Raw genomic sequence first — 10496 nt, 5'->3', positions numbered from 1 at the left:
CCTAAAACCTCGCGCGTGGCTCTCGCCAGTGCCACGCGCGAGGTTTTAGGCATCGGCGACCTCATCGAGCGCATGCTGATGCGCGCGTCCGATTCCTTCGAGCGGGACAATCTGGCCAAGCTGATGGACATCCCGCCATTGGAAGCGCGTGTGGACAGGCTTCAGCAAGAGGTAAAGGTCTATCTCTCCAAACTCGGCCGCATGGGCCTCTCCCCGGAAGACAGCCGTCGTTCCATCGATATCATCGACTACGCGATCAATCTCGAACATATCGGCGATATCATCGAAAAGGGTCTGCTGGCGCAGGTCACAAAGAAGGCGACGCTCGGCCTCAGATTCTCCGAAGACGGTCACCGCGAGCTGCGCACGCTGTTTGAGTTGACGCTCGACAATTTGCGCATTGCGCAGACCATTTTCGTCACGCGCGACTTCCGCCTTGCCCGCCAGATGATGGAAGTGAAAGTCGAGGTGCGTCGTATGGAAAAGGAATCCGCCGAGCGCCATATCGAACGACTGCGTGACGGGAAGCTGGAAAGCCTTCAGACGAGTTCGCTGCATCTGGACATCCTGCGCGATCTCAAGCGGATCAATGCCCACATCGTCTCGGTCGCCCATCCGATCCTGGATAACAGCGGCCTGCTGATCGAAAGCCGCCTTCGCTCCGTTGCCGAGCTGGATTCAGAGCCGGCGGGTCGTCGCGTGCATCAGTCGTAACGATGTGGCTCAATTTTCGGCTCCTGCCGCGCCTGCGCATCGTCCAGGAACTGATGCTGGAGCGTGGCATCGTCGTTTCTTGCGAAGGGGTCCGCCAACGGGGTCGAAAATTGGGGCTTGCTCACGCAAGGCAAATCCGTCGCGTCCCCTCAGGGAGTCTGGCTGTCGATTGCGCTCGAACGTGGGCCATATCTGCGTGTTGGCGTGATCCACGCGCAGGTCGGAGAAAGGAAAATAGTCAGGCTGGGAGATCGAGTGTGGCGGCTCAGGGGGAGACGGAAACGCGGATTGAACGATGCTGACATCAATACTTTTATCGACGATCGGCGGGGAAGGATTGTCGGTATCGGGATCCAGGCGGTCGCATCCGCCACGAGGTCCGATCTGTCTGGGCCGTGAATTTTGGCTGAAGCAACGAGGGAACGGTTTGTTTCAGGCATCGTCTTGCATGGCTATCACAGGGTGATCCCCTTCGCAGAGCGCATCTCGCGCGAGCCAAACCCGCATCGGCGCTCTTCTTAACGAGTGAGCGCAGGTTCATCACGTCGTCTGTCATCGGTGGTGTCCCTCAGGTTGAGCTTGAACCAACCGAACCGACAGGAAATCACCGGTGACCACCTGCGACACCGCAATGAACGATTCCTGCGCCAGAGCTGATCTCAATCAGTTCCTGCCCCACGGGACGAGGGGATCAAGCGCAATCCGGCCGCCGCCGTAAACGACAAGGGCCAATGCCATGGCGGCCCAGGGAAGATGGAAATTGACCCAGCCATCCGGAATGGTCAGCTGGATGACGGCCGTCATCGTCAGCAGGCCGAGGGCCGCATAGCGCGTGAACAGGCCGAGCACCAGCAAAACGGGCAGAATGAGCTCGGCGGTCCCGGCGGCTGCCGCCATGGTCAGCGGCAGGGGATAGGGAAATTCGCTGCCGAACAGGTGCAGTCTGAATTCTTCCTGGAACAGATAGCGCGCGCCGGTCGACAGAGTGAGGAAGCCGTCCCACTTGGTCAGCCCGGAATTGAAGAACGGGATCGCGAGGGCGAAGCGCAAGGCCAGCAGCGGCAGTGACGGCGGAATGGTGGTAAGCAGGCCATCGGCGCGGCGATGAAGCGAGGCAAGTGCTTCGCCGCGCCCGCGGGAGGAGGTGATGTTGGTGGTCATGAGACTTCTCCTTCCGAAGGTTCGAAGGCGCTGAAGGCGCCGAGCATGGTCAGGCCGGTCAGCGCCGATCCGAAATCGAAATCTGCAGCCACCGCAAAGGCCGCCTCTGCGGCGTCGCCGAGGGTGGCGCCACCAAGCAGGCAGGCGAGGAATTCGCCATCGCCTTCCGGCAGGATCCGGATCTCCACCTGCATTTCCGGCCTGACGATGAGAACTGCTTCCGCCCGCCATTCGCCGACCGGCATCACCGTCTCGTCCTGATGGGCGCTCCAGATGGAGCCCACCGGGAAATCCGACCGCACCAGCCGTGTCGAAAGATGCGGTATCACCACCAGATCGGCGATGCGTTCGGGCGCAATGGCGGCGAGCTGCGCGATTTCGAGAGGCGGCCCGTCGGCCGCATGATAGGCCTCGCTCCAGGCGACCTCGATCTGCGCCACGTCGGCCAGATAGGCGACGGAGGCTGCAGGCGGAAATGCCGCGATGAAGGCGGGGAAATCGTCGCCGTAATGCATCATAAGCGGCGAGGCCGGCTTGTGGTCAGCCGCATAGACGCGCGCCATTCCGGTGAAGAAGTCGGAGCCGACCAGCCGCTGCGTGACCGGAAAACGCTGCGCGAGCGCCATCGTCAGGCTGACATGGACATTGTTGCGATAGATGGCAAAGCGCAGGGGATCGGCTGTGCCGCGCGCAGTCGTGATGCCGTGCGGCAGCGGTAGGTCCGGATGGAGAAGGGCGGACGCAAAGGCGTTCTGGCTGTCCTGAAAGGTCATGGTCATGCGGCCCGTATGACGCCCCCGTGCGGGGCAGCGGCAGACAGCATGGCATCCGCGCGAATCGCCTCTGCGTGAAGCGTGGCAAAATCCGGCACGTCATTGTCCCACTCGATCAGGGTCGGCAGGGGACCGCTCCGTGACAGGCTATGCCGGAAAAGTTCCACGACGTCGGCTCTCACGGCGCTGCCATGCGCATCAATCAGCAGCCGGTCACCGGCGCCATCGATCGTCTCGTCATAGCCCGCCAGATGGATTTCCCCCACCCGTTCGATCGGAAAGCGGTCAATGTAGGAAACCGGATCAAGACGGTGGTTGACGGCGGAAACCATGACATTATTGACGTCGAGCAGCAGTCCGCAGCCGGTTCGGCTGGCAACGGCCGCGAGGAAATCGATCTCGTCGATGGTGCTCTCGGAAAACAGCAGATAGGTCGAGGGATTTTCAAGCAGCATCGGTCGCCCAAGCCATTGCTGGGTCTCATCGACATGGTCGATGACCCGCGCCAGGGTCTCCGCCGTATAGGGCAGAGGCAAAAGATCGTTGAGGAAACCGCTGTCGTGTGTCGACCAGGCCAGATGCTCGGAAAAGCTCTGCGGCCGGTAACGATCCACCAGCAGGCGCAGCCGTTTCAGGTGCTCCCTGTCGAGGGGGCGTGCTGCGCCGATCGACAGGCCGACGCCATGCACGGAAAGGGGATAGAGATCCGCGATCGCCTCGAGATAGCGATGCGGCGGCCCGCCGGCGCCCATGTAGTTTTCGGCATGCACCTCGAAGAAGCCGACATCCGGCCGGTCGGCGAGGATGGTTGCGTAATGTTCCGGCTTGAGGCCAAGGCCGGCGCGTTGCGGCAAGGCGAGGGCGCGGTCTGCTGTGATGGACATTGCCGTTCTCCCGAGGGTGATGGATGAGACGGAGACCCGGCAAGCCGGGCCTCCGACCGAGGTTCAGCTCTTGACCGGAGCCAGCATGCCCTTGTGGCCGTTGACGTTCATCGAGACGCAGGTGCCGGCCGGCACGGCCTTCCAGGCATTGCCCTGGTAATCCATCGTCGAGGTGCCTGCGCAGGTGGTGCCCGGGCCGGCGGCGCAATCATTCTGGCCCTTCAGGGCGATGCCGTAACATTTCTCGTTGCCGACCATCTTCTCCGGGGCGAGCGGTGCCGCGAAGGCGGTGGATGCGATGGCACTGGCGAGCGAGCCGGCAAGCGCGAGCGTAAGCGTGGAACGGTTCATGTGTGTTCTCCTCTTTGACGTCCGCAGGCCGGTTGCCGGCTGCGTACTTGTGTCTTCGTTCCGGCACTCCACCTGTTACGGCCGGCGCTAAACACGAGTTCGTGAGCGGCTTTTGCAGGCGATTGGACAAGATCCCGACCGACGCGTAACAATCTGGCTGGTCTGCACGAACAGGAGACATGCGTTGAGCGGCCAGGACGAAGAAGAGCTCGCCATGTGGCTGCAGGCCGCGATCGCGGGAGACGAGAAGGCCTATGCCGCGTTTCTGAGGCGAACCGGGGCTCTCGTGCGGGGTTTTGCCCGACGCAGGATCATCGACGGTAGCCTCGATCCCGAGGATATCGTGCAGGAAACGCTTCTGGCGATCCATACCAAGCGGCATACCTGGAGGAGTGATGCGCCTGTTCTGCCGTGGGTTTTCGCGATAGCGCGCTTCAAGCTGATCGACGCCTTTCGCAAGCGCGGTCGCCGGGTGGAGGTCGATATCGACGATATCGCCAACACCGTTGCCCAGCAGGAAGCGGAGACGGTGAGCGAGCGCGACATGCGCCGGGTGCTCGACGGACTGGCACCGGGCCAGCGTTCCGTGGTTGCGGCCATTTCGATCGAAGGCCATTCGATCGGCGAGACGGCCGCGAAATACAACATGACGGAAACGGCGGTGCGGGTGACGCTGCATCGAGGACTGCGCGCAATCGCGAAGAAATTTGGACGGAGCTGACATGCAGACCGAAGACCTGATCAATGCGCTGAAGGCCGATAATGCGCGACAGCCCATATCCCTTGGTCGCACCTGGCAGGTGGCCCTGGCGGGGGCGACGCTCGCCGCCGCAGTCGTCTTCTGGCTTTCGCTCGGTCCGCGTCCGGATTTCATGGCGGCAGCCCATACGCTGCGTTTCCTGTTCAAATTCGTCGCAACGCTTTTGCTAGCATCGACCGCCTTTGAACTTGTACGGGCGCTTTCGCGGCCGGGCTCGAATGTTGTGCGGCCGGCACTGCTCATGGCCGCAGCGCCCGTCGCCGTTGCACTTGCCGTCGTCACCGAACTCGTCGCCGTGCCCTCCGACCAGTGGCGTACGGTCTGGTGGGGCACCAACATCTCCACCTGCCTGACCTTCATTCCCCTGATCGGGCTTGTGCCGCTGGCCGTGTTCCTGCTGGCACTTCGTCATGGCGCGCCCACCCACCCGGCGGTTGCCGGCGCCGTTGCCGGACTGCTTGCCGGCGGGCTGTCTGCGACTTTCTATGCCGCGCACTGCCCGGACGACTCTCCGCTATTCGTTGCCACCTGGTATTCCATCGCGATCGCAGGCCTTGCCTTGCTGGGCACGATCCTCGGCCCCCGCGTGGCGCGCTGGTGAGCAGGGTCGTTTGCGCTCATCGGCCACCGAAGCTCGGCGATGAATGAGATATCCGGGCTGCGGGTGGCCTGCGTTGCGCCGCCCGGATGTCCAGCGATCAGACGCGCGCGTCGACATCGATAATGGTGTTCAATTTTTGCTTGATTTTGTCCTTGAGGCCGAGCCCCAGCAATTCGCGCCTGTAACCGGAGCGCTGGATGCCGCCGAAGGGCAGGTCCGCCTCCACCGTCGTCGGATGATTGACCAAGATCATGCCGGTGGCATTGGTGCGCGGATCGTTTATGGGGGATATGGTAGGTGATCGGCAATCGCAAGATCGGCCCTCTGTAACGTTGCCACGCCTGAAGCCGAGAAGCTCTGCTTGGCGTGCGATCGACAGTTTTTGCGAGCGGTCGATCATTTCTTTTCGTCCGGCAATCCCGCCATGGCGAACGCTCCGGCTATCGAAGCAGGGACCGTGGTCCCGGTGGGGCCGCGTAAGCCCAGGCAGAGCATCGTTCTAAACTGTCAACCCGCCGATCGTGGCGTACAGCGTCTTCACATTGACGGTTGGCAGCCGGTTCCGTCTTCGCTTCATCGCCAAAACGCTTTTCATCCCTCAAGAAGCTGGTCTTTCCGCTGTCTGATCTTGTTCACATGCGCGTCACAAAGTGCTGTGGCAATTCTTCCAGCGTCTGCTCGCCTCGGATGGCGGCGATGCTGCTTTCCCTTGAAAGCCGGACTGAGGTTCCGGCGCGGTCGTCTCCTTATGGTATCTCGTGTTCCCCGCATCGAAGCCGCAGTCAGATAGAAATTCCACTTACACCCGCTGTGCGGATTTCCCGTGCCACCTCTGCAGCAGGTCAGCGCCTACAAATCCCGAGGCTGTTCAAGACGGAACAATCCGGTCATGACACTTTGAGGGTTCGCACGTAGTCAGCGGTTTGGTGAGCATGGATACGGGTGAACCTGATCAACTGATCGAAATGACGCTGCATTTTCCGGATCGAGTCGGCATTGTTCAGCACGAGATACATTCCACCCACGAAGATGGCGGCGCGCTGTGATCCGAAAATCGTGTAGGGAACGGAAAACCGCTCCTTTTCGTCGAACAGGAACAGGCGAAACGAGGGGTATAGCTCGTTGATCAGGCTGGCCATATACTGCAGCTGTTCGGCGCGGACCTCGCGCTTCAAACCGCTCCACATGCCGCGCCCTTGTGCGAAGCCTTGCAGTGTCTCCTGCGGCATGCACACTTCCATATCCGTGCCGGGCTGACGATTATAATCGAGACGGAAGGCCGTTTCGCTCGTTTGCGCCTTCACGCTCTGATGCGCGGAATCGGCTTCGAAGGCGATGATTTCCGGCGTGCGAAGAAGATCCGGGATACGGGCAGGGACATAGCGGATCTTGGAGCCGGTCGCCTCGGCATGCCATTTCATGAGCAGCGTCTCGGTATAATCCTCGCCGCCTTCCTCGATTTCGAAGCTCGGCCGCAACTCTCCCGTCAGACCCGGATCGTGCGATATGCCGAGAAGCCAGTCCATCGACACCGAGTGGCGCTCCGCAATCTTGAGAAGGGTTTCGACGCGTGGAAGACGCGCGGAACTGCCAGACAACAGTTGTGAAAGCGCAGATCTGTCGATGCCGATTCCCTCCGCGAAAGCGGAGTGGCTGGCGCCGGACCGGGTCACGAGTTCCATCAGTCGGATGCGGAAAAGGTCCGACAGTGCGCGTTTGTCCACAAATCACCTCATTGTTCATAATTGTAAACATATTTCTTTTTTTATTATCAAAATCAACAATCGGTCACCATACTCTCATTGTCCGCCCTTCCGCTTGGTGAAACTCTGATCCCATTGGAACATCAGGGGACGTAATGAGCGACATTTCCTTCAAGAGATCGAACTTTCCTGTCAGCCGTGGGCGATCATGGGCTCTTCGGATCGAATGGCCGACAGTCGCGCTTCTTGTGGCGTGCTATGGCCTTTGGGGGATGGCCGGATATGTCCTTTATCCCGCCGAACCGATCGTGGCGCTGGTGCTGATCGGGATCACCATTGCCTTGCACTCGTCACTCCAGCATGAGGCTCTGCATGGACATCCGACACGCAGCGCATGGCTGAATGAAGCGCTGGTCTTCGCGCCTTTGGGCGTCTTCTATCCTTATCGCAGCTACAAGCGAACCCACATCCAGCACCATGAGGATGAGCGTCTGACCGACCCCTTCGACGATCCGGAAAGCTACTATCGCGCGCTGAAGGACTGGGAGACGATGCCTGTCGTCCTGAAGCGTCTGCTGGTCTGGAACAACACACTGATCGGGCGCATGCTGCTCGGACCGCCGCTGATGGTCGTCGGGTTTACAGCGTCGGAATGGCTTAAGATCATGAAGGGTGATCGCCAAGTGATGGTCGCATGGGTCCTCCATGTCTTGGGGCTCATCCCGACACTGCTGGTGGTGTCCCTTGTGTTCGGTATCCCGGTCTGGCTTTACATCGGCGTCTCCGCCTATCTCGGGCTCTCCATCATTGCGCTGCGGTCCTACTGCGAGCACCAGTGGTCCGAGCGGCCGGATGGACGCACGATCATCGTCGAGACCTCGCTGCTTGCGCCGCTCTTTCTCAACAACAACCTGCACTTCGTGCATCACAAGCTGCCGTCTGCTGCCTGGTACAGGCTGCCGTCGCTCTACAGAGCCAGACGCGCCGAATGGCTGGCGATGAATGATGGCTATGTCTTCGCCAACTATTTCGAGGTTTTTCGCGCTTTCGCGTTCAAGGCAAAGGAGCCCGTTGTGCATCCTGTGTTGCGGCGGGACGAGTACGCGGTCGCAGCCCATCCCGTTGCGAATGAACAGGTCGATCTCGCGGAGTATCTGATGCCCGGTAACGCAGTCACATCGGATCTGCCTAGATGAGTTGGATTGCAGCGCTTCCCATGTATGACTGGCCCGAGGTGCGCGATGAAACCGACGCAGCCTGGGCCAGGATGCGCACAGGCTTCCTCGAACAGGGCATCGATGCGCCTCGAGATCTCGTTCGACGCAATGGCGACATGCCGGCAGTTTCCGGCGGCATCTGCGGCAACGATGGCTCGGTCATCGCGCCGGATCCCGCGACGCTTGATCCAGACGCCCTCGATCTCGATGTTCTCTGGCGTCATCCCGCACTGCTCGTGTCTCAAACCTGCTGGGGGCCGATGGAGCTTGGCTTGCAGGATCATGTGCAGGTCATTGGGCAAGGCAGTTATGACGGCATCGCCGGTGGCGCAGGCGCGCTCTATTCAAGCGCCGTCGTCGCCCACAAGGGGGAGGGGGTAAGCACCGCCGCACCGGAGACCGGCGAGGCGCTCTTGCCGATTGAACTGTTCCGCGACAGGAAACTGGCCTTCAATGAGTACCGGTCGATGTCAGGCTATCTCGCCCTGAAGCGCGATCTGGAAGCCGCCGGTGAAAACCTCGACCTGTTTGCGGATGTGGTCGCAACGGGGGCGCATCGCGCATCGGTCATTGCCGTGGCGGAAGGCAAGACGGACTTTGCCGCGGTCGACTGCAGATCCTGGATGCTGGCCGAACGGCATGAACCGGCGGCGAAAGAGCTCCACGTCGTCGGCTGGACGGCACGGCGAACGGGGCTGCCCTTCATCCGCGCCAAGCGGATCGATCTCGATGTTCTGATGTAGCCGCCGCGTCACCCGCGATCAGAACAGCGGGGCGGGGCGCTCTGTGACAGAAGCAACCGGACCTTTTCCATGTCGGCTGCAATGGGCCGGTCGTCCGAGTAATGGCTGACCTCAGCGCGAAGATGGCGGTAGAGCACATCCGTCCCCGCCGCACGCCGGGCCTGGGTTTCGACAAAATCATGCGCCTGCGTGGCTGCCAGCCATTCGATCGCGAGAATATATTCGGCATTGTCGAGGAGGGCGAGAAGCTTGTTGGCGGCAGCGGTCGGATGCGCGAGAAAATCCTCCTGCAGGCCGGAGGTCAGGCCGCCATCCGTCGAGGCAGGGGCGGCCAGCCGCCGGTTCTCGTTTGCAAGGGCCGCCGCCGTGTATTGCGCAATCATGAAGCCGGAATGGCTGCCGGGATCGGAGGCGAGGAAGGGCGGCAGCCCGCTCACCAGAGGATTGACGAGCCGGTCGATCCGTCGCTCGCTCATGGCGGTGATCTGCGTGATGGCAATCGCAAGCGCGTCGGCGGCTTGGGCCAGCGCCGGTGCCACCGCATGGGCTTCCGACCAGACAAGCGGCTCTTCCGGCGTGCCCGCAACGGCCGGATTGTCGGTAACCGAGGCCAGTTCCCGGTCAACGACGGCGGCGCAATTGTCAAAGAGATCGCGGGCAGCGCCATGGGCATGCGGAATGGAGCGCAGGCTGAGCGCATCCTGGGTACGCCTGCCCTGCGCCGCCTCGATCAGACTGCTCCCCTCCAGGCGGGCACGCAATGCTGCACCAACGGCTGCGATCCCGTCGGACACGCGCAGCGACAGCACGGGCTCGCTATAGGCCGGCATCTGGCAGCCCGCCGCCTCAAGCGTCAGCGCGGCAATGGCATCCGCCCAATCCAGCAAACGGGCGGCGCGGTCGAGAGCCACGCTCGAAAGACCGGTGGCGCAGGCCGTTCCGTTGACGAGGCTCAGGCCCTCCTTGGCGCCCAGAACCAGTGGTTCAAGGCCGATCTCGGCCAAGGCATCCCGCCCGCCAAAAGCGCGTCCGCCGATATGGGCAGAGCCTTCGCCGATCAGTACGAGGGCGGTGTGCGCATTATGGGTCAAATATCCGGCCGATCCGCGGGCGGGCACATCCGGAACGCAGTCGCGCTCCAGAAAGGTCGCCAGATGGGCAACGATCTGCCTGCGAACCCCGGAATAGCCATGAGCGAAATTGGCAATCTGCGACGCCATGATCGCGCGCACCTCACGGCGTGGCACAAGCGGCCCCACGCCGCAGGCATGGCTCAGAATGATGCTGCGCGACAGCTTGCTCTGCGCGCCGCGATCAACCACCGTGTCCGACAGGGCGCCGACGCCGGTGTTGATGCCATAGGCGCGGATGCCGCGCTCGACGATGCTTTCGACGATCCGGTGGGCGTTGTCGATGCGGTGCCAGGCGGCTTCTGAAAGCGCAAGACCATCGCCGTTGCTCACCCGCGCCACATCCTGCCAGGTCAGCGTGTCATTGAGCAGCACGGTCATGGGATTTCCTGAAATCAGTTTGGGGAAGGGGGCACAACGGTCGTTCATGGTCAGGCGATTGCCCTTCCTGAAACGACC

11 protein-coding genes and 1 pseudogene are annotated in these 10496 nt (G+C 61.7%); 5 read left to right on the top strand and 7 right to left on the bottom strand.

The features are described 5' to 3' along the window. Positions 1 to 714: Na/Pi cotransporter family protein (locus FNA46_RS23575; protein ID WP_143127666.1), on the top strand; the 714-nt coding region annotated here is incomplete at its 5' end. A gap of 663 nt (positions 715 to 1377) precedes the next feature. Here the strand turns inward: FNA46_RS23575 and FNA46_RS23570 are convergent. The 4 genes from FNA46_RS23570 to FNA46_RS23555 all read right to left on the bottom strand — a co-directional run bounded on the left by FNA46_RS23570 (position 1378) and on the right by FNA46_RS23555 (position 3883). Beyond that, the gene (locus FNA46_RS23570) at positions 1378 to 1875 is read right to left on the bottom strand and encodes a DoxX family protein (protein ID WP_143127665.1); all 498 of its coding nucleotides are present in this window, start codon (positions 1873 to 1875) and stop codon (positions 1378 to 1380) included. Beyond that, positions 1872 to 2654: an HvfC/BufC N-terminal domain-containing protein gene (locus FNA46_RS23565; RefSeq protein WP_143127664.1), complete on the bottom strand. Its 783-nt coding sequence runs from the start codon at positions 2652 to 2654 to the stop codon at positions 1872 to 1874. Before FNA46_RS23565 ends, FNA46_RS23570 begins: the two co-directional genes overlap by 4 nt. After that, positions 2651 to 3532: an MNIO family bufferin maturase gene (gene bufB / locus FNA46_RS23560; RefSeq protein ID WP_143127663.1), complete on the bottom strand. Its 882-nt coding sequence runs from the start codon at positions 3530 to 3532 to the stop codon at positions 2651 to 2653. Before bufB ends, FNA46_RS23565 begins: the two co-directional genes overlap by 4 nt. 63 nt (positions 3533 to 3595) lie before the next feature. Further along, positions 3596 to 3883 carry a BufA1 family periplasmic bufferin-type metallophore gene (locus FNA46_RS23555; protein ID WP_143127662.1) on the bottom strand — a complete coding sequence of 96 codons (288 nt, stop codon included), beginning with the start codon at positions 3881 to 3883 and terminating at the stop codon, positions 3596 to 3598. A 184-nt stretch (positions 3884 to 4067) separates the two neighbouring features. Between FNA46_RS23555 and FNA46_RS23550 the strand changes: the two genes are divergently transcribed. Then, positions 4068 to 4604, top strand: a complete 537-nt coding sequence (locus tag FNA46_RS23550) for a sigma-70 family RNA polymerase sigma factor (protein ID WP_143127661.1) — start codon at positions 4068 to 4070, stop codon at positions 4602 to 4604. Between the two features lies 1 nt (position 4605). Further along, on the top strand, positions 4606 to 5244 hold the full coding sequence (locus tag FNA46_RS23545) for an NrsF family protein (RefSeq protein ID WP_143127660.1): 639 nt from the start codon (positions 4606 to 4608) through the stop codon (positions 5242 to 5244). A 328-nt stretch (positions 5245 to 5572) separates the two neighbouring features. Here FNA46_RS23545 and FNA46_RS23540 read toward each other — a convergent pair. Together FNA46_RS23540 and FNA46_RS23535 are read right to left on the bottom strand one after the other, a co-directional pair. Further along, positions 5573 to 6015, bottom strand: a pseudogene (locus FNA46_RS23540) (hypothetical protein); the annotation flags it as partial. Between the two features lie 116 nt (positions 6016 to 6131). Beyond that, the gene (locus tag FNA46_RS23535; RefSeq protein WP_143127659.1) at positions 6132 to 6968 is read right to left on the bottom strand and encodes a helix-turn-helix domain-containing protein; all 837 of its coding nucleotides are present in this window, start codon (positions 6966 to 6968) and stop codon (positions 6132 to 6134) included. A gap of 134 nt (positions 6969 to 7102) precedes the next feature. Here FNA46_RS23535 and FNA46_RS23530 point away from each other — a divergent pair, with 134 nt between their 5' ends. Both FNA46_RS23530 and FNA46_RS23525 read left to right on the top strand, forming a co-directional pair. Beyond that, complete coding sequence (locus FNA46_RS23530) at positions 7103 to 8143, top strand: fatty acid desaturase (protein ID WP_143127658.1); 1041 nt, start codon at positions 7103 to 7105, stop codon at positions 8141 to 8143. Then, complete coding sequence (locus FNA46_RS23525) at positions 8140 to 8907, top strand: phosphate/phosphite/phosphonate ABC transporter substrate-binding protein (RefSeq protein WP_185969974.1); 768 nt, start codon at positions 8140 to 8142, stop codon at positions 8905 to 8907. Before FNA46_RS23530 ends, FNA46_RS23525 begins: the two co-directional genes overlap by 4 nt. Positions 8908 to 8915: 8 nt before the next feature. Here the strand turns inward: FNA46_RS23525 and FNA46_RS23520 are convergent, their stop codons facing one another. After that, entirely contained in the window at positions 8916 to 10418 is a 1503-nt protein-coding gene (locus FNA46_RS23520) for an HAL/PAL/TAL family ammonia-lyase (protein WP_143127657.1), read from the bottom strand. Positions 10419 to 10496 lie beyond the last annotated feature (78 nt).

It is taken from the genome of Affinirhizobium straminoryzae (genome assembly GCF_007004135.1).
GTDB lineage: Bacteria > Pseudomonadota > Alphaproteobacteria > Rhizobiales > Rhizobiaceae > Neorhizobium > Neorhizobium straminoryzae.
The sequence above is the reverse complement of the archived record's forward strand: the minus strand, read 5'-3'. Positions and strand labels throughout refer to the sequence as shown.

What these genes read in the sequence shown, in the direction of transcription:
- FNA46_RS23570 (WP_143127665.1), bottom strand. Translation starts at nt 1,875, where the DNA reads ATGACCACCAACATCACCTCCTCCCGCGGGCGCGGCGAAGCACTTGCC.
- FNA46_RS23565 (WP_143127664.1), bottom strand. Translation starts at nt 2,654, where the DNA reads ATGACCATGACCTTTCAGGACAGCCAGAACGCCTTTGCGTCCGCCCTT.
- bufB (WP_143127663.1), bottom strand. Translation starts at nt 3,532, where the DNA reads ATGTCCATCACAGCAGACCGCGCCCTCGCCTTGCCGCAACGCGCCGGC.
- FNA46_RS23555 (WP_143127662.1), bottom strand. Translation starts at nt 3,883, where the DNA reads ATGAACCGTTCCACGCTTACGCTCGCGCTTGCCGGCTCGCTCGCCAGT.
- FNA46_RS23545 (WP_143127660.1), top strand. Translation starts at nt 4,606, where the DNA reads ATGCAGACCGAAGACCTGATCAATGCGCTGAAGGCCGATAATGCGCGA.
- FNA46_RS23530 (WP_143127658.1), top strand. Translation starts at nt 7,103, where the DNA reads ATGAGCGACATTTCCTTCAAGAGATCGAACTTTCCTGTCAGCCGTGGG.
- FNA46_RS23525 (WP_185969974.1), top strand. Translation starts at nt 8,140, where the DNA reads ATGAGTTGGATTGCAGCGCTTCCCATGTATGACTGGCCCGAGGTGCGC.
- FNA46_RS23520 (WP_143127657.1), bottom strand. Translation starts at nt 10,418, where the DNA reads ATGACCGTGCTGCTCAATGACACGCTGACCTGGCAGGATGTGGCGCGG.